Genomic DNA, 17,945 nt, shown 5'->3' on the forward strand with positions numbered 1-17,945 from the left:
GGGGCACCACAAAGAGGGGATAATGGGTTCAAAATCAGCGAAATAGGCTGAATTTGTCAAAATTCCGCAACAAGTCGTTTGGTTTGAACATTTTGCCGGCGTAAGGCGCCGCCAAAGGCTTGTTGACCAGAGCTTCCCTAGGCCAAGAATTGCCGGATCTTCACCAATCCTTTCCTGAAGCCACTTCTCATCAAGCTCGGGATGAGCTTTAAGCCAAATCCGTTCTGGCTTGGCGTATTTCAGTGGGGCCATAGGGTCTTAAGGAGATTTCATCCAGTATGCCTAACGTGCCCCTGAGTGGCAGGCAAGAAGCTATCGCTATCGATGCAGACTCGCCGGCGGCCTGTCCACTCTAGGGGCTTGTTCGAAGGTGTCGCTTCTCAACAGGCAGCGTCTGCGGACCTTGGCCTCGCCAGCAGAGCTCAGACAACCACCGCTTGAATTCTCACACTGGCGCCCAGGTTCCGGTTCATAACCGAGACAATCTTGCGGACGGTGTAGAGGCTTGGGCAATGCTCTCCTGGTACTTACTGGAAAAGGCTCTACATGGAAAGGCGTGAGTTCTGGCCGAGTTGGTGATCCCTTGTGACCAGCAGATGTCGTCCATGCTTTCTCACCACAAGCCTCTTGACCGGTGACGTAAATAGGCTTGAAGCCACCGGTTTGCCAGAGAATGAAGCCTCTGACTCAGGTATGAACCATAGGTCGAGACATCTGATCAGGACGCATCTCATAGCAGTGGGAGAACAGCTCTGCATGGCGGACTTCAAACATGCTTCTCCTGTAGCTGCGTAGCCAAGGTCACGCAACGCTGCCTTGCTGGCTCCCATCAACGACGACACATCCCTCGAACGTTGGTCCTGAGTGGCAGGCGGGGAGCTTGGGTGGCGAAGCTGAGATTATTTGGTGGCCTGTTCGCTCAAGGGGCTTGTTCGAAGAGTCGCGTCCCCAAAGGCAACGTCCGCTGACCTCGGCTTCTGGTCGACCATGTACATCGTGATCGACCAGAAGCCGCTCAATGGCGATGTTTGTCCCATAGTGAGGGTCAGCGTGTACTTGTTGGCATTAATGAGCACTTGTTGGCTGGCAGATCACCAAGGGATTGGGGACGTACGGAATCGGTGGTCGCCTCCATGGCCAAGGCGGCCCGTCAGCAGGGGCTGAGCATCGTGACCGGTGACACCAAGGTGGTGGAGCGGGGCAAGGGCGACGGGATCTCCGTGCACACCAGCGGCATCGGCCTGGTGGAGGCGCCCGAGCCGATCGATCCGACGCGCATCGAAGCGGGCGACGTGGTGCTGGTGAGCGGCGACCTGGGCCGCCACGGGCTGGAGCTGCAAAGGCCCCTGGCGAGCGACTGCACCCACTTTTCTGGCCCCTGGTGGAGCGGCGGCTGGCGGAGGGGGTGCGGCCGCACTGCCTGCGGGAGCTCACCCGCGGTGGGCTGGCCATCGCCCTGCACGATCTGGCGAGCACTCGGGGGGGGGGTATGCAGCGGAGAGTGCATCAGTCGAGCATGGTACAGTGGGGTGTTGTGCTCGCATCCATGGCTCCAGAGCACCAGAACGTGCTGCAGACAATGTCGGATCGGGGCAACATCGGTTTGTCGTTCTCGGGTGGCGGCTACCGCGCCACCGCCTTTTCGCTGGGCACAATGGCCCTGCTGCAGGACCTCGACCTGCTCGGGCGGGCCCGGGTGATGTCCAGCGTGTCGGGGGGCTCCCTGGCTTTGGGGGCCTACCTGTGCGCCAAAGCCGGGGCGAATCTCAGCCAGGAGGCGGATTTCCATTTCTATGAGCGCCTTTGGGAGCCGCTGATGGAGGCCTTGGCCACGGAGGATCTGGCCCGGGCCTTAATGCGGCTGCCGCTGCTGCTGGATGGCGGCAAGTTCATCCATGGCGCCGCTGATGAAACCCAACGTTTTCTCAACACCCTGCTGGGGCAGGAGGCTCGCCTGGGCAATCGAGCGATCACACAGATGCTGCGTAACCGTTCGCTGTCGCCGGATTACGTTTTCTTCAACGCCGCTAATATCTCCTCACTCGATCTTTTCCGCTTCGGCATCCAGCGGGGCGGCGAAGCGGAAGAGGCCGAGCCTGTGTATGTGTTGAATCGCTATTTCCTCCCCTCCAGCGGCGGAACCCCGGAGGCCAGAAAGCTGTATGACCATGCGAAGCAGCTGCGTCTTGGCGACTGCGTCGCCGCGTCCTTCGACTTCCCCGGAGGATTCGAGCCGCTGATCTTCCCCGACGACTATTTCCGCTCCGATGGATCGGCCGACGATGACGAGGCGACGGAGGAGGCATGCGCCCATTTCCGCCATTCGCTGATCTGCGATCGCCGTGCCTATGTGGCCCTTCTCGATGGGGGTCTGTACGACAATCTCGGCCTGGCCAGCGTGGAGGACATCCGCCGGTTCCTGGCCAAGCGCTGCGAGGACCTCGAACTGCGGCACCGCTTCCATCACGGCAGGGGGGAGCCTGAGGAGCGTGAGCAGCCGATCCACTACGTGATCGCCACCGACGTGGACAACATCCAGCCAGGGTTGGGCTTCTACGGCGAGCCCAGCCTTGATCAGCGCCTAGGTGTCAACCAGCCCAGCCAGAAGTCCGGCTCACGCGGCGCAGGCCGCCGGGGCCTGCCTTTCTGGATCCCCCCGCTGATCCTGGTGGCGGCGCTGCCGCTGCTGGGCTTCATCGTTGGGCTCGTAGCGACCCGCCTGGCACAACCGCTGGGGATGCTGCTGGTGTGGTTTGGAGTGGTGATCGCGATCGCGATGGTGGTGGGTGGCAAGCTGCTAGTAAGCCTCTCCCGCCCGTGGCTGGAGGGGATCGACCTGCGGCAAACGCTGGGGCTGTCGCCGGAGTTCGAACGCCAGAGCGGCGCGATTGATCTGTGGGTGTCGGTCTCCCGACTGCTGCGGGAGCTGCTGCAGAACCTGCGGCACATGCTGTTGCGCTCTCCCAGGCGCTCCAACAGCCTGGCAAACCTGTGGAGGGCCAGCCAAGAGCGGCGGATCGGGCAGTTGCTGCCCGCATTCAACGGCTATCTCAAACGCACCCGTTCGCTCACGTACGGCTACCTGGAGAAGAGCTACGAACCGGCAGATGGGCGCTTGGCCGAAAGCCAACGCTGCCATCTGATCCGCAACATGATCTTCGAGCTGCAGCCAGGGCCTGATGTGGATCCGGCCGAGGCCGTGGATCTGATTACCCTGCCGGTGCGTGATTATCGGCGGCGTGAAGACGAGATAACAATACAGCCGATTTTCCGCAAGCTGCGCCACGCGGCATATGCCCGGGATCTGCTGTTAGCCCTTGAGGGTGGAAGGGCGACGGCCGCTGTCCCAGAGCCGAAAGACTTTCCCAATTTGGATCTCGCCATGGCACTGCTGCAGCCACGGCAGGCCTCGCAGCGGGATGGTGATCTGGAGAGTAGCTGCTATGACCTGAAACTGGTACGGGCCGCCTGCCTGTGGGACTGGCTCACCAGCAGCCTGGAGATGAGGGCCCGCGATCCGTTGGATCATGGGCCGCTGGCGGACCACCCGAATCGAACGCTGCGGCAGCTGGTGATGGACGTGCGGCAGATGCTCGACCAAGCGATCGACGCAGCCGGCCAGGACAACACCAAGCTGGCGGATGCGCTGCGGGACCATTGCGCCGTCAAAGAGGGGGAGGACGCAGAGAGTTACTCCTGGATCCCGCTGATCTGCGAGATGGCCACCAACCTGAGCACCACGCTGTGGGTGAAGGGGTTTCATTGGTATGAGCCGAACCAGCTGGAGAATCAGCGGATCATCAAAATCGGCCGCTGGCACGTGCAGGAGCCCCCTCATGTGCCGGGTGCCCTGCCGCCGCTCGATCTCTCGATCTCTCGCCAGCCAGCGCCAGCCGCGATGATCACCGCCCTGGCGGGCTACATGAGCAGCTGCTTCAACCTGCTGGAATTCTTCTACGCCAGCTTGGGGGCGTCACGGCCGGTGCGGGCGCAACTGGTGCATCTGCTGGAGAGTCGCCAAGATGACGCGTGGTCGAAAGACAGCCTGAAGCAACTGGCCGACCTCCCCTTCGCCCTGCGCGAGGCGGCCCTGCGGGAGTGGCGGGAGCGGCATCGCCTCGCGCCGGGCGATCCCGCCACCGGCCATCTGGCGCTGCTGGAACCCTGGCTCACATGCCGTGATCGTTACCCGGAGGATTGATCATCCCGTAAAGAGTTTGCTATAGTTAGGGGTTGTGAGTCTGGGATGCATCATTCCATCCTCCGCATTGGGGCTGAGGCCACGGTCACACGGTTGAAGGTAGAACCCACAACAAGGCGGTGGCTGATAGGGATTAGGCGTTCATCCGTGGGCATGGCGGCGATGAAGGGCGCCGAGAGCTTCACGGTTTCCAGGCCATAGGTGGGTAATGAGCCATTGGTGGGTGCTGAGAAGATGAAGGCTGGATTGATATCCAGGGCTGCGATGTAGGGGTGTTGCGATCGGGGATGTACTGGAAGCCAAACTCCACGGGCAGGATCAAGGATGTGCCTGTTTTCAGGGTGTGGTCTGCCTGGATGTCCAGGGTGCGGGTGGATCGGGATATGGACTTGTCTGCACTGCTGATGACGTAGGCACTCTGATCCGCGCGGTTGACCGTGAGCTGGAGGCGCAGGGGCTGAGTGGCGAGATCCTGGTTAGGATTGAAGACAATGAATTTCATATAGGGTATATATTACGTCACGCTCAGACTCAGCTCGCACCCGCGAGAACCCCCGTTTGGACTGATGTCAAAGCCGTATTGGTAGCCGATGAGGCCACGCATATCAGGGTTGGCTTGAATGATGGCGGATAACAAGGGATTTGAACGGGCTTGCCCTTCATTTGGCCATTGGTGGGGTATAGCCGATTGTAGGGATTGATGCTGGATATTGAGCGAGGATACCTCCATTTTCTATGCGTGTAAATGTGGCGTACTACGCATCTTCGCTGTTGGTAGAGAAGGGTTTGATGGTTCTGGCAAAATCAGCGGTTGTGTAGCCGAAGTTGTCATCGGCAATGTAATTCTGTTCAAATTGTTGACGGCTCTGGCGCTGGGTGTCTTGCGTGCTTGGTGTGTTGGCTCGCCAAAATACCCTGTGGCTGAACGTGGATTGGCCAGCATTCACTACAGTGAGAAGGATGCCTTCTTGATCAACCTCAGCAAAAGAGTTTCTCACGCTGGAGTCATCGAGATAGCTGCGAATGGCGTCATAAATGGTGCTTTTTTTGACGATCGCGATCTGGCTGCGAAGGCCTGCTTTGGCTCTCTTCTCCGGCGTGAGCGCTGAGAGGTTTCCCTCCATCAGCCTCAGCACCCCCAACCCCCAGGGTGCCCCAAACCGTTGAGGCTTGCTCCAGCCCCTGCTCGGAGGGTTGGGCCCGGGCTAAAGGAGTGAGGGGGGCGAGGCTGGCTAGTTTGTGCGAGGTCGGCGGCCCCTGCGCATACGATCAGGATCCTTTGTGCTGTTTTCCCGAGATGCCAACGTAAACGCTGGGATGTATGCATTGATTGATAGGGCATCTGAATTGGATTGTGACCTGGGGCAGGGGGTGGATCTAATTGTTATTACTTTTTTACAAAGTGTCTGTTTTTGGCGGGCCGAATGGATTTCGAAACAATGGCCGACGCTCACCGGGCGAGCCAGTCGTGAGGACTCGGAAGCGCCACCAGATGGTCTCTTCTCATAAGACAAGCCACGATCCTTCGAACGCTGCCCCTGAGTGGCAGGCATGGAGCATAAGGCGGAGCTGCAGTCATCTGCTGGTGGCCTGTCCACTCGAGGGGCTTGTTGGGCAACGCTTGCATGTAACTGCTATGTTTCCCCTCTGGATTCATCATAATGTCTAGTCGAATGACGAATCTTGGTGTTGTTCAAGATATTCTCCCAGACAGTTAAAAAAGTCACCCGTGAGGTTCCGAAGCCTGGCCACGTCCTGGCCAAGCCGACGTATCACTTCGGCGTACGAGGACACTAACGATGAGCCCTTTGTAGAGTCAAATAAGCCAAGCAAGTATAGGGCATTACAACCTTCTGCGTTGAAATGTGGACGCCGTTCGGAATCTATACGATATATCGCCATTTCTCTAGGCTGGCCATTTTCATTTGTAAATTCTCGCCAATGTTGAAGTGCATCCAATACCGCAGCATATTCGTTTGGGTGGAACGAATATTTGTTCCGAAGGTGCCTCACCATGTTCATTTCAGGTGTTCCTTCTGCGGGCCGAGAGTGGAACTTCTGAAGTGCACCGACCGCTTCTCGCAGGTGAGTATCCGCTAAAATCTCCTCTCTGAAGTGAGTGCTGACCTTTCCCTTTTTTCTGAAGAACAAGTGTCCCTCTGACACTAGGCCAGCAAGCATCAAGATTGGAGCCGAAGTGTAGCAATTGTGTTCGTGCTCGATCAGAAGCTGGTGTATTTCGTCGAGCTGGTTAACTCTGTGCATCCAAGCAGACAGACACATAAACAGTGCGGTCTTATCGCCCCCCCAAACGCGGAGCAATGCATCAATGTCGGCATGAACAGCCAAACAGGAATTGGTTCTAATGACTCGTATCGGGTAAGCCATGATGCTGGCACTCACCATATTGATGTCGCGTCGACTTATTTAGCTTAGCTGGACGGCCGAATGCGGTTCGTGAATGCTGCTGCCCAACGCTCAAGATCAGAAGCGGGCTGTGGCTTTTGCATAGGCGACAACCTTCGCTCCCGTCTTCTGAATCTTGATGTTAGGCACCCTTCGCATCGCAAGTGGAGTGAGCTTCGACATATTCCTTAAGCACAGCATCCATACGGGCTTGCCAGCCAGCTCCAGAAGCTCTGAAATAGTCAATAACTTCAGGACTATATCGGATTGAAACCAGCTGCTTTTTTCTATGCCAACTTTGGACGGCCGCGCAGCGCTCGCATGGGGACCATCGCGCTCATCTGCTCGTCTGTAAGCGGAAGGGCATCAGGATCTGATTCCGCTGCCGCTGTAATCAACTGATCTTCCTCAAGTGTCGGCATCTTCAGGTTGACCTTCCTTAATGGCTCTGACATAGTGATTGACCTCACGGCGATTGGCTCTGCGTAGGCTAATAATTCTCCTTGCTGGCTCGCGTTCTACAAAGGCTACAAAAAAGAGTATGTCTCCAATTGGAGCCAAGGCAACCATCCTTACTTCTCCATAGTCAGCCCGATCATCAACCCAGACGAGTGCTGCATCCCAGCTGAGCTCAGCTGCAGTCGCCAAGGAGAGGCCGTGCTTACTCAGGTTGGTCGCGTCCTTGCCAGGGTCGAAATCGAACTGCACGCTTTATCGTAGCTACGGAAAGTCCGCCCGTCAACTTCGTCTAAACAAGCAGTCTTCAGGTGGGCCTAACGCTCAAGATCAGCGGCGGTCAGGAGCTTAAGGGTTCATCACACAGTTTTTGTCCCGGCCGCTGGATCTTGATGTTAGACATTCATTGGAAAATTGACGGCCGCATCCTAAGGCTTTCTCTTGAAGTGATTCATCAATGCCATGCTCTTAACGAACCGTTGCATGTACTGGTTATTGATCTGATTCAGATCCTGATGCATGCAGAAATATTCATGCCCTGCTGGCAGATGATTAGTCCCAAAGGCTCTGTAGTCTGGTTCTCTGAGAACAAATAATGCCCTGAGATGTCGAATAGTCAAACGAACGTCAGCAGTGGGAGCCGAATCAAACCATCCGGATGCTCGCCAGATATGACTATTGCGTCCCCGCTGTATTGCAATTGTCGAGTTCAACCACCCCAGGGGAAGGGTAAGCTGGACATTTCCTGATGTAGGTGTGTACCTAGATCTCTTGTCATTGAAGTTTTGAATTGAGACGCAGACCTCAATTGCAATAACATCTATAAACCCACTAGGAATATGAGAATAGATATACATGCCATCAGGACGTGTTGTCTGGGCGACTGCGCCAGCAGGGTGAATAAAAGGCTGCGGGGAATTCGATGGGCAAGCACGCATCCAATAGCCCGTGTATGCGGGGATTGGCCAAGTATTGGTTCTGCGTGGCCAACGCACATCAAGAATCGATTTGGCCTGAGCATCAGAGAGAGTTGTTGGAGTGGCTGTCATAGACATGTCTAACAGTATTTCGGCGGGTCCGGTATCCATCCCCATCCGGGCTCATTGGCCGCATAAGATGCCTCCATGGCCATCGGCCCTTGCGCAGGACGTACACCAGCGTAGGGCTTTTGGAAGATTTGTCTCCTCGGCGTTGGGTTCATGGGCGGGTCCGCGAACCACATGTTCACACCGAACGAAAAAGTCCGCTGGGCTCGTCACCCCACCTGGGTCTTGATCCAGAATGTGCACATTAATCAGTGCGACCTTCCCGTCAAAGTGAGCCAGTAATTCTGGGTATCTGTTCCCGGATCGTGATGGTTCCACTGGAGCCGTCATGTTTCGTTTGTCCCTTTGATGGCAGTATTTTTCCCACTTTGATCACCTGAAGCGATAGCCACCGATGACCAGGCCTCTCGCCTGCACTTCAGATGCGAACTGCATTGAATGCCTCGCCTCTGGGTCGAAGTTGCAGCACCCACCTGCACGACGACGGCATGGGATTTCTGGCATTCATTGGTCAAGTGAATGAACAACAGCACAGCAAAACCCAGTCATCGACGACCCAAGCTTCCTGAGAATCCATTCCCAGAGCCGATTCGCCAGATCAACTCACCCTGCCACCAAGCACTTGGAGAGCAGTTCTGGCTGGTTTCGCGCACGGTGGGGCGCAAGCCCTAAGGGATGTGACGCAGTGGTTCCGCAGGGCGGTCGTCTGCCTAGGTTCCGAATAGGTGAACTCCTTCCAATACCAACAGGAGACGGACGATGACGGCCATCAGCCAGTGCCCTTTCGCAGGCCGCTCCGGGGCCCCCACTACCGCCGGGGACCAATCCAACCGGCACTGGTGGCCCCACCAGCTCAACCTTTCGATCCTTCACCAGCACGCGCCGGCCTCCAATCCGCTCGGGGCTGAGTTCAACTACGCCCATGCGTTCAACGAACTGGATTTCGCTGCCGTGAAGCGTGCTCTGAACGCGCTGATGACCGACTCCCAGGACTGGTGGCCGGCCGACTGGGGCCACTACGGCGGTCTGTTCATCCGCATGGCCTGGCACAGCGCCGGCACCTACCGCACCGGCGATGGCCGCGGCGGTGGCGGCACCGGCAACCAGCGCTTCGCGCCGATCAACAGCTGGCCCGACAACGGCAACCTCGACAAGGCCCGGCGGCTGCTCTGGCCGATCAAGCAGACCTACGGCAACCGGCTCTCCTGGGCCGATCTGATCATTCTGGCCGGCAACTGCGCCCTCGAATCAATGGGCTTTGCCACCTTCGGCTTCGGCGGCGGCCGCGTCGACATCTGGCAGCCGGAGGAAGACATCTACTGGGGCGGCGAAACAACCTGGCTCGGCGATGAGCGCTACAGCGGCGATCGGGAGCTGGAGAACCCCCTCGCCGCCGTGCAGATGGGGTTGATCTACGTAAATCCCGAAGGCCCTAACGGTGAACCAGACCCGGTGGCATCCGGCCGGGACGTGCGCGAAACCTTCGCGCGCATGGCCATGAACGATGAGGAAACGGTGGCCCTGGTGGCCGGCGGCCACACCTTCGGCAAGGCCCACGGGGCCGGCAGTCCGGAGCTGGTGGGACCCGCTCCGGAAGGGGCCAGCCTCGAGCAGCAGGGGCTGGGCTGGCACAACCGTTTCGGCAGCGGCAAGGGCGCCGATGCCACCACCAGCGGCATCGAGGGGGCCTGGAAGCCCAACCCCACCACCTGGGACCGGGGCTACTTCGAGATGCTCTTCGGCTACGAGTGGGAGCTGGAGAAGAGCCCGGCCGGCGCCTGGCAGTGGCGGGCGAAGGATGTACGCGAGGAGCACCTGATCCCCGACGCCCACGACCCCACCAGGCGGCACAGGCCGATGATGACCACAGCGGATCTTTCGCTGCGCTTCGATCCGATCTATGAACCGATCGCTCGCCGCTTCCACCAGGATCAGCAGGCCTTCGCCGATGCCTTTGCCCGCGCCTGGTTCAAGCTCACCCACCGCGACATGGGCCCGAAGGTGCTCTACCTCGGCCCCGAAGTACCGGATGAGGATCTGATCTGGCAGGACCCGATCCCCGCCACGGGCCATCCACTGATCGGCGCCGCTGCCATCGCCGAGCTCAAGGCCCGAGTGCTGGCTTCGGGGTTGACGGTGCCGGAGCTGGTGGCGACGGCCTGGGCATCGGCCTCCACCTATCGCGGCTCCGACAAGCGCGGCGGTGCCAATGGCGCCCGCCTGCGCCTGGCGCCCCAGAAGGACTGGGAGGTGAACCAGCCCGAGCAGCTTGCGCGGGTGCTGGCTGTGCTGGAAGGGATTCAACAAAGCTTCAACGCGGCCCAGGGTGATGGCACCCGGGTGTCGCTGGCGGATCTGATCGTGCTGGCCGGTGGCGCGGCAGTGGAAGCCGCCGCTGCCGCCGCTGGCCACGCCGTTGAGGTGCCCTTCAGCCCTGGCCGCACCGATGCCTCCCAGCAGCAGACCGATGCCGCCTCCTTCGCGGTGCTGGAGCCCCAGGCCGACGGCTTCCGCAACTACCAGAAGCGGGCCTTCAAGGTGCGGGCGGAAGAGCTGCTGATCGACCGGGCCCAGCTGCTGGGGCTGAGCGCGCCGGAGCTGACGGTGCTGGTGGGCGGCCTGAGGGTGCTGGGGGCCAACACCGGCGGCTCAGTCCATGGCGTGTTCACCCACCGCGTCGGCACCCTCAGCACCGACTTCTTCGTGAACCTGCTCGACATGGACACGGTGTGGACGCCCAGCACAGAGTCCGGCGAGAGCTTCGAAGGACGCGACCGCCGCACTGGCGAGCTGCGCTGGAGCGGCACCCGGGTGGATCTGGTGTTCGGCTCCAACTCCCAGCTGCGGGCCCTCGCGGAGGTGTACGCCCAGAACGATGGACCCGCCAGGTTCGTGGCCGATTTCGTTTCGGCCTGGGACAAGGTGATGACGCTCGATCGCTTCTCCTAAGCGTTTGCGGAAAAACCGCCTACCGGAGCGTCGGGTCCTTCACGAGCCGGCACCGGCGGCGCGGAGCGAACGATCGCATCCACCATCCGGGCGGTCTGCACAATCGGCGCCACATCGTGCACCCGCAGCACATCGGCACCCTGGGTGATCGCCTGGGCGCAGACAGCCGCCGTGCCCCACAGCCGCGCGCGGGGTCTGGGTTCGTTGAGCACCGCGCCGATGAAGCGTTTGCGCGAAGGCCCCACCAGCAGGGGGAACCCTTCGCGGCGCAGGTCCGCCAGCCCCCGCAGCAGCGCCAGGTTGTGCTCGGTGGTTTTGGCGAAGCCCAGGCCCGGGTCCCAGATCAGCTGATCAGTCCGGACCCCTGCCAAGTGCGCCGCCTCGCTGGCGCGCAGCAACTCCTCGCGCACCTCGGCCACCACATCGGCGTAGGCGGCCAGCCCATCCATGCTGCGGCTGTCGCCGCGGCTGTGCATCAGCACGTAGGGACAGCCGAACTCCGCCACCACCGAGAGGATCCCGGGGTCGCGGCGACCGCCGCTCACGTCGTTGATCCAGTGGGCGCCGGCCGCCAGAGCAGCCGCGGCCACCGGGGCCCGGAAGGTGTCGATCGAGATCAGTGGGCCGCCGCCTCCCGACCCAGATGAGGCGCGGATCAGCTCCAGCACCGGCAGGACCCGGGCGAGTTCTTTGCTGGCGTTGATCTCCGTCGCCCCGGGGCGGGTGCTCTGGCCGCCGAGATCCAGCAGATCAGCCCCCTGGGCCACCATCTGCCGTGCCTGGCGCAGCGCCGCTGCCGGGGTGGGGTAACGCCCCCCATCGCTGAACGAATCCGGCGTGAGGTTGAGCACTCCCATCACGAAGGTTCGCTCGCCCCAGGGCAGGAGGGCCGCCGGAGCGGGGGGCTTGGGCACGGGCCGGATCATCCGTACATCCCGCAACCCTATGGACCCGGCTGGCTCAGGCAGCTGACTGCCATACGATCCGGGGAATCGTTCGCCTGCCGGGTCAGCTGCCGATGGTCACTGCGCTGATCACAGGAGCGAACCGTGGCATCGGCCTGGAGTACTGCCGGCAGTTGCTCTCCCGGGGCGTCGCGGTGATCGCGGTCTGCCGCCAACCCTCCAGCGCCCTGCTTGATCTCGGTGTGCGGGTCGAAGCGGGCGTGGATGTCACCAGCAGCGGGTCGATCGCCGCTCTGGTCAAGCGGCTGGATGGCCTGCCGCTTGACCTGCTGATCCAGAACGCCGGCATCCTTGAGCCCACCGGCCTGCAGCCCCTGGATTGCGACAGCCTCCGTCGTCAGTACGAGGTGAATGCGATCGCGCCGCTGCAGCTCACTGCCGCCCTGCTCGACCAGCTGCAGCCGGGCGCCAAGCTGATCCTGATGTCCAGCCGGATGGGTTCGATCGCCGATAACGGCTCCGGTGGCTCCTATGGCTATCGGATGTCGAAAGTGGCGCTCTGCATGGCCGGAAAATCCCTGTCCATCGACCTCAGGGGGCGGCAGATCGCCGTGGCGATCCTCCATCCCGGCCTGGTCAGCACCGCGATGACCGGGTTCAGCTCCCAGGGGATCACGGCCATGGAATCGGTGCAGGGCCTGATCGCCCGGATCGATGCGCTCAACCTGGAGAATTCGGGTACGTTCTGGCACGCCAATGGATCGGTGCTGCCCTGGTAGGAGAGCGGTTCGCTGACGAGACGTCGCTGTTGAGCGTGATCATCCCGGTGCTCGATGAGGCCGGCGAGATCGGCCTGCTGCTGCCCCACTGGCGGGCTTTGCGAGAGGCTGGCGCCGAGCTGGTCGTGGTCGATGGTGGCAGCGCCGATGCCACGGTGTCGCTGATCGAGCGGGACGGCTTCGCCGTGCTGACCGCGCCCCGGGGCCGGGCCCGTCAGATGAATGCCGGAGCCGCCTCAGCCAGGGGTGGCTTGCTGATCTTTCTCCATGCCGACACCCGCCTGCCGGCCGCCGGACTCGATCTCGTGCGCCAGGCGCTCCGGGGGTGCCATGGCTGGGGTCGCTTCGATCTGGAGCTGGACGGCGGCGGCTGGCGCCTGCGCCTGGTGGCGGCGTTGATCAACGTCCGCTCCCGGCTCAGTGGCATCGCCACCGGCGATCAGGCCATCTTCGTCAGCCGCCAGTGCTTCGAGGCCATCGGCGGCTTTCCCGATCAACCGCTGATGGAAGACATCGAACTCTCGGCCCGGCTGCGGCGGCGGTCGTCGCCTGTCTGCCTGCGGGCGAAGGTGGTCACCTCCAGTCGCCGCTGGCGGCGTCACGGCATCACCCGCACGATCGTCACGATGTGGTGGCTGCGGCTGGCCTATGCCTGCGGTGTGCCCAGCTCGATGCTGGCCCGCTTCTACCGATGAACCTGGCGCGATGAGCGGCCCCTCCCTCTGCCGGATCGTGATTCTGGCCAAGGCGCCGGTCGCCGGATCCTGCAAGACCCGCCTGATCCCCGCCCTCGGTGCCGAGGGTGCCGCCGCCCTGGCCAGGGCCTTCCTGTTGCGCACGGTGGACGCCGCCCTGGCGGCCGGGATCGGCCCCGTTGAGCTGTGCGTCACCCCGCCGGCTCGGCAGCCGATCTGGGCCACGCTGCCGCTGCCGCCGACCCTGGCCTGGAGCGATCAGGGCCCGGGTGATCTCGGCCGTCGCATGGAGGAGGCAGCGGTTCGCACCCTGGCCGGTGGCGAGCGGGTGATCCTGATCGGCACCGACTGTCCAGCGCTTGGTGCCGCCGTCCTTTGCCAGGCCGCCGCCGATCTGATCCACCACGACGCCTCGATCGTGCCGACCGCCGATGGCGGCTATGCCCTGCTCGCCCTGCGGCGCCAGCATCCGACGCTGTTTCGGGCGATGCCCTGGAGCACCGACGCGGTGCTGGCTGAAACACGCTGCCGCCTGGCCGCCCTGGGCTGGTCGTCGCTCTACCAGCCCCTGCTGCACGACATCGACGTGCCCGCTGATCTGCGCCATCTGCCGATGTCTCTCAGGCAGGAGGCGATCAGGGTCCAGCAGTGTCTTCCCCCGGTCAGCATGATGAACACAGGCGTTGAACCTGATCCTGCGACCGGGGGGCTGCAGGCCTTTCTCGATCCGATCGAGCCCCTCAGCGGTAGTCCATCAAGCGGTTGTGATTCGTGGTCGCCTGGTCAGGAGTGAGCCGATGATCGCCCCGCACTCCCCTTGCGGGGCTGGGCTGCGCTATGGCCTCTGGGCCGCGGGGCCCCTGCTGGTCGCCCTGCTGGCCACCCCCCGGGCAGGGCTCCCGGCCTGGGCTCCGGCCCTGGCGATCACGGTCTGGGCCGTGCTGCTGGCCAGGCGGCCGGAGCAGTCGCTGCCGCTGGCCGCCCGTCGCTCCGCCGTGCTGGTGATCAGCCTGCTGGGCGGGCGCTATCTGATCTGGCGGATCGGCTCCACCCTCAACCTCACCAGTGCCGCCGGCACGGCGCTGAGCCTGACGATGCTGGCGGCTGAACTGATCCTGCTGGTCACCGGCCTCCTGCAGCTCTGGCTCACCTGGGCCCGCCAGCCGCCCGTGGCCGAGGAAGCGGCCGCCGCCGAGCGGGCGCTGCAGCGGCGGATCGCCTGGCAGCCCGCCCAGGTGCCCTCGGTGGATGTGCTGGTGCCGAGCCGGGGTGAGCCGCTGGATCTGATCGAGCGCTGTCTGCGCGGCTGCCTCGGCCTCGATTACCCGCGCCACCTGGTCTGGCTGCTCGATGACAGCGGTCGCGAGTCGCTCCGCCTGCTCTGCCGTCAGCTCGGTTGTCGCTACCTCAGCCGCCCGGACCACAGCCATGCCAAGGCGGGCAACCTCAACCATGCCCTGCCCTGGCTCACCGCTGATCTGCTGGTGGTCTTCGATGCCGACGTCGTTCCCCGCCGCTCCTTTCTCCGTCGCACCGTCGGCCTGTTCGACGATCCCCTGGTGGGTTTCGTGCAGACGCCGCAGTCGTCGATGAACGCGGATCCGGTGATGCGGAACCTGCGGCTCGAGCCCTGGCTGATGCCCGATGAGGAGAGCTTCTACCGCTGGATCGAGCCCACCCGCCAGGCGATGGGGGCGGTGGTCTGCGCCGGCACCTCCTTCGTGATGCGCCGCTCGGCCCTGCTGCAGGTGGGAGGCTTCGAGACCGGCACACCCTCCGAAGACCTGGCCACCGGCATCCGCCTGGCCGCCGCCGGCTACCGCAACCTCTATCTCGACAGCAAGCTCAGCGCCGGCCTGGCACCGCTGTCGATCGCCGCGATGGCCCTCCAGCGCTGCCGCTGGGCCGGCGGCACCCTGCAGACCCTGCGCACCGGCGCCAGTCCGCTCAGCATCCCCGGCCTCACCCCCTGGCAGCGGATCGCCTATCTGGAGGGCATCCTGCACTGGTTCAACGTGGTGCCGCAGCTGGTCCTGCTGCTCATGCCGCTCAGCTTCGGTCTGCTCGGGGTGCTGCCGATCGTGGTGCGGGGATCCGGGCTGCTGAGCATGGCCCTGCCCTTCTACCTGAGCCAGTTGCTGCTGGTGCGCTGGTTCAGCCGTGGCGCCCGCAACGCCCTGCTGCCGGAGCTTTACCGCTGGATCTTCCTGATGCCGCTGGTGACGGCCGTGCTCGGCGCGATCGCCGGCAGGCCGCCGCGCTTCCGGGTGACGCCGAAGACGCTGGCGCCGGCTGGGCAGAGGGCTGTCGATCCCGGCCTGCTGGTCCCCCTGCTGCTGCTGCTCGGCCTGCAGGGGCTCAACCTGGCCTTGCTGATCGTCCGGCCGGGAGCGTTCGGTTTCAGCAGCCAGGCGCTCGGCCTCAACTGGGCGGCCCTGGGCACCGCCAGCCTGCTGCTGGCGCTCCGCACCTGCTGGGACCGTCCCCAGGAGGACGCGATTCCCTGGTTTTCGCTCGATGCCCCGCTGGTGCAGCTGCGTGGCAAGCGGGGGCTGGGGCCCGCCCGGATCCTGGCGATCAGCGAGCAGGGGGTGGAGCTGGTGATGACAGCCGAAGCCGAGCTGGGTGCGCCCGCTGCCCTGCTCTGGCCGGGCCTCGACCTGCCCCCCCTTCCCCTGCATCTGGAGCGGATCCAGCCAGGCCGCCGCGGCTGCCGAATCGGTCGCCGGCTCGGTTGTCGCTGGGCTCCGTTGAGCCACTCCCAGAGCGAAGCGCTGGATCGATTGCTCTACCGGGGGGAGGGCACCTGGCCCCGGCGTCAGGCCCCGTTCGAACCGTTCGCTCTGGTGGCGGTGCTGGCCCAGCTGCTCAGGCCCGTGCCGCCCCAGGGCTGGTTTCGACGCAGTGTGCTCCCAGGGGTTGCAAGATGAAGGACCTCGCCGGATTTGCACCATGGAAGCCCGCTGGAACGATGCCGTCCTGGCTGTCAGTGATGACATCGTCAAGCTGGAAGGCAATGCGTACTTCCCCGCCGAAGCCCTCGTCCAGGACCATTTCCGCCCTTCCAGTCACCGCAGCGTCTGCGGCTGGAAGGGGGAGGCCCACTACTACGACGTGGTGGTGGGCGAGAAAGTGAATGCCAACGCCGCCTGGTTCTATCCCGAGCCCAAGGAAGCCGCCGCCGAAATCAAGGGCCGCATCGCCTTCTGGAAAGGTGTTCAGGTGCGCGGCTGAGCCTCCGCCTGCTCCGGCCAGCCCACGATCATCCCGGCGATCGGGATGGCCAGAAACACCCCCAGCAACCCCGCCACCCGTTCGCCGATGAACAGGGCAAAAAACACCACCACCGGGCTGATGTTCAGGGCTTTCCCCATCACTCTTGGATGGATCAGGTTGTCTTGAATCTGCTGCAGGATGATCGAGGCAACCACCACAGAAAGGGCCATCCATGGCCCCTGGGTGAGCAACACGAGGCTGGTGATCGTGATCACACCCAGGATGGCGCCGATGCCGGGAATGGCATCGAGAACCCCCACTACCAGTGCAAGCACCAGGGAGAACTTCACACCAAGCAGGGCGAAAATCAAAAAGCTGGTTACCGATAGAAACAGCACCAGGGTCATCTGGCCGCGCAGAAAGCCGAGCACATTTTTCTGCACGCTCCGGTCGAAACCCTCACGATGATCAATCGGCACCAGTCCCAGCAATGAGGTCCATAACCTGGTGCCATCGGCGAGCATGTAGATCGTGATCACCGGCAGGATGATGGCCGTGAACAGGTTGGCAACTGCACCTCCAAGCACGCCAAAGCCGGTGCCGAAGCTGGTCCTGATCACGGTGATGATCTGATCGATATTGAGCTGCTTGAAGTAGCTGTGAAAGGGAAAGTCCGAATCTTTCAGACTGGCCAGAAGATCATTGATCAAACTGCTGCCCTGGTTGAGCAGTTGAAACCCAAGGATCGTGATGGATCCAGTCAGGACGCTGACCACTCCAATGCAGACGATCACGATGGCCAGCCAGCGTGGCAGCCAGGCGGTGAGGAAACGAACGGGGTAATCCATCAACACGGCCAGAATTGCCGCCAGGATGAAGATCGAAAGAACAGGATAGAAAAAGGCGATCAGGGCCACTCCTGCCCAGCCACAGGCAAACAGCAACAGGAAACGAACGAGATTGGAATTGTTGATTGAGGCCCAGGGGGCGGACTCTTCCCGATTCATGGCGTTCAGCTGGCTGGCAGCAGCGTAAGCCCGCCTGGCCTGAGCGAAGCCTGATGGGGCGGTTCAGCGGCTGCTCGAATCGAGGCGAAGGCCGGTTTTCAGGCCGTTGCAGGTTCTGCGCTGATGGCTATGCCGCACTCTGTCATGAAAGGCTTGTGGAGAGGATCCCGGAGGCGCCCCTGAATTGCCTGCCAAACGCTAGACTAACTACGTGGATAGTTCACATAAACCCTGTCACCCACCAAACCGCCGGTTTTTGAGTTGAATCTCTGAGCCATTGGTGGA

At 62.3% G+C, this 17,945-nt stretch carries 15 protein-coding genes and 1 pseudogene; 8 read left to right on the plus strand and 8 right to left on the minus strand.

Annotated features, from left to right (window positions below):
• Both KQ307_RS04435 and KQ307_RS04440 read right to left on the minus strand, forming a co-directional pair.
• Positions 1–252, minus strand: a pseudogene (locus tag KQ307_RS04435) (hypothetical protein); the annotation flags it as partial.
• Positions 253–1,091: 839 nt separating this feature from the next.
• The gene (locus KQ307_RS04440; protein ID WP_259727085.1) at positions 1,092–1,367 is read right to left on the minus strand and encodes a hypothetical protein; all 276 of its coding nucleotides are present in this window, start codon (positions 1,365–1,367) and stop codon (positions 1,092–1,094) included.
• A gap of 14 nt (positions 1,368–1,381) precedes the next feature.
• On the opposite strand from KQ307_RS04440, the gene KQ307_RS04445 reads away from it, so the two are divergent.
• On the plus strand, positions 1,382–4,201 hold the full coding sequence (locus KQ307_RS04445; protein WP_259727086.1) for a patatin-like phospholipase family protein: 2,820 nt from the start codon (positions 1,382–1,384) through the stop codon (positions 4,199–4,201).
• 181 nt (positions 4,202–4,382) lie between these two features.
• Here KQ307_RS04445 and KQ307_RS04450 read toward each other — a convergent pair whose 3' ends face one another.
• The 4 genes from KQ307_RS04450 to KQ307_RS04460 form a co-directional block, all read right to left on the minus strand.
• Positions 4,383–4,703: a hypothetical protein gene (locus KQ307_RS04450; protein ID WP_259727087.1), complete on the minus strand. Its 321-nt coding sequence runs from the start codon at positions 4,701–4,703 to the stop codon at positions 4,383–4,385.
• A 253-nt stretch (positions 4,704–4,956) separates the two neighbouring features.
• The gene (locus KQ307_RS04455; protein ID WP_259727088.1) at positions 4,957–5,325 is read right to left on the minus strand and encodes a hypothetical protein; all 369 of its coding nucleotides are present in this window, start codon (positions 5,323–5,325) and stop codon (positions 4,957–4,959) included.
• 1,424 nt (positions 5,326–6,749) lie between these two features.
• The gene (locus KQ307_RS14875; RefSeq protein ID WP_399241728.1) at positions 6,750–6,884 is read right to left on the minus strand and encodes a BrnA antitoxin family protein; all 135 of its coding nucleotides are present in this window, start codon (positions 6,882–6,884) and stop codon (positions 6,750–6,752) included.
• A 131-nt stretch (positions 6,885–7,015) separates the two neighbouring features.
• A complete protein-coding gene (locus KQ307_RS04460; RefSeq protein ID WP_259727089.1) occupies positions 7,016–7,315 on the minus strand; it encodes a BrnT family toxin in 300 nt (99 codons plus the stop codon).
• A gap of 59 nt (positions 7,316–7,374) precedes the next feature.
• On the opposite strand from KQ307_RS04460, the gene KQ307_RS04465 reads away from it, so the two are divergent.
• Together KQ307_RS04465 and katG are read left to right on the plus strand one after the other, a co-directional pair.
• Positions 7,375–7,659 (plus strand): hypothetical protein, encoded by a 285-nt coding sequence (locus tag KQ307_RS04465; RefSeq protein WP_259727090.1) that lies wholly within the window; start codon positions 7,375–7,377, stop codon positions 7,657–7,659.
• Between the two features lie 1,209 nt (positions 7,660–8,868).
• Positions 8,869–11,058 (plus strand): catalase/peroxidase HPI, encoded by a 2,190-nt coding sequence (katG, locus tag KQ307_RS04470; RefSeq protein ID WP_259727091.1) that lies wholly within the window; start codon positions 8,869–8,871, stop codon positions 11,056–11,058.
• Here katG and folP read toward each other — a convergent pair.
• Entirely contained in the window at positions 11,055–11,915 is an 861-nt protein-coding gene (folP, locus tag KQ307_RS04475; protein ID WP_259727141.1) for a dihydropteroate synthase, read from the minus strand. The genes katG and folP overlap by 4 nt on opposite strands.
• A gap of 161 nt (positions 11,916–12,076) precedes the next feature.
• Here folP and KQ307_RS04480 point away from each other — a divergent pair, with 161 nt between their 5' ends.
• Genes KQ307_RS04480 through KQ307_RS04500 form a run of 5 tightly spaced genes read left to right on the plus strand, consistent with a single transcriptional unit; the run spans position 12,077 to position 16,671 of the window.
• Positions 12,077–12,742 carry an SDR family oxidoreductase gene (locus KQ307_RS04480; RefSeq protein ID WP_259727092.1) on the plus strand — a complete coding sequence of 222 codons (666 nt, stop codon included), beginning with the start codon at positions 12,077–12,079 and terminating at the stop codon, positions 12,740–12,742.
• Between the two features lie 35 nt (positions 12,743–12,777).
• A complete protein-coding gene (locus tag KQ307_RS04485; protein ID WP_259727142.1) occupies positions 12,778–13,437 on the plus strand; it encodes a TIGR04283 family arsenosugar biosynthesis glycosyltransferase in 660 nt (219 codons plus the stop codon).
• A 10-nt stretch (positions 13,438–13,447) separates the two neighbouring features.
• Positions 13,448–14,230, plus strand: a complete 783-nt coding sequence (locus KQ307_RS04490; protein WP_259727093.1) for a TIGR04282 family arsenosugar biosynthesis glycosyltransferase — start codon at positions 13,448–13,450, stop codon at positions 14,228–14,230.
• Positions 14,231–14,234: 4 nt separating this feature from the next.
• A complete protein-coding gene (locus tag KQ307_RS04495; protein WP_259727094.1) occupies positions 14,235–16,367 on the plus strand; it encodes a glycosyltransferase in 2,133 nt (710 codons plus the stop codon).
• A 22-nt stretch (positions 16,368–16,389) separates the two neighbouring features.
• Complete coding sequence (locus KQ307_RS04500; protein WP_259701503.1) at positions 16,390–16,671, plus strand: DUF427 domain-containing protein; 282 nt, start codon at positions 16,390–16,392, stop codon at positions 16,669–16,671.
• Here KQ307_RS04500 and KQ307_RS04505 read toward each other — a convergent pair.
• Positions 16,656–17,660: an AI-2E family transporter gene (locus tag KQ307_RS04505; protein WP_259701502.1), complete on the minus strand. Its 1,005-nt coding sequence runs from the start codon at positions 17,658–17,660 to the stop codon at positions 16,656–16,658. The two genes, KQ307_RS04500 and KQ307_RS04505, sit on opposite strands and share 16 nt — an antisense overlap.
• Positions 17,661–17,945 lie beyond the last annotated feature (285 nt).

The sequence above is a fragment of the Synechococcus sp. CS-1326 genome (genome assembly GCF_025128115.1).
GTDB lineage: Bacteria > Cyanobacteriota > Cyanobacteriia > PCC-6307 > Cyanobiaceae > Regnicoccus.

Bases quoted from the DNA above. Each gene is read 5' to 3' on its own strand.
- KQ307_RS04450 (WP_259727087.1), bottom strand. From the start codon at position 4,703: ATGAAATTCATTGTCTTCAATCCTAACCAGGATCTCGCCACTCAGCCC.
- KQ307_RS04480 (WP_259727092.1), top strand. From the start codon at position 12,077: ATGGTCACTGCGCTGATCACAGGAGCGAACCGTGGCATCGGCCTGGAG.
- KQ307_RS04490 (WP_259727093.1), top strand. From the start codon at position 13,448: ATGAGCGGCCCCTCCCTCTGCCGGATCGTGATTCTGGCCAAGGCGCCG.
- KQ307_RS04500 (WP_259701503.1), top strand. From the start codon at position 16,390: ATGGAAGCCCGCTGGAACGATGCCGTCCTGGCTGTCAGTGATGACATC.
- KQ307_RS04455 (WP_259727088.1), bottom strand. From the start codon at position 5,325: ATGGAGGGAAACCTCTCAGCGCTCACGCCGGAGAAGAGAGCCAAAGCA.
- folP (WP_259727141.1), bottom strand. From the start codon at position 11,915: ATGGGAGTGCTCAACCTCACGCCGGATTCGTTCAGCGATGGGGGGCGT.
- katG (WP_259727091.1), top strand. From the start codon at position 8,869: ATGACGGCCATCAGCCAGTGCCCTTTCGCAGGCCGCTCCGGGGCCCCC.
- KQ307_RS04495 (WP_259727094.1), top strand. From the start codon at position 14,235: ATGATCGCCCCGCACTCCCCTTGCGGGGCTGGGCTGCGCTATGGCCTC.
- KQ307_RS04505 (WP_259701502.1), bottom strand. From the start codon at position 17,660: ATGAATCGGGAAGAGTCCGCCCCCTGGGCCTCAATCAACAATTCCAAT.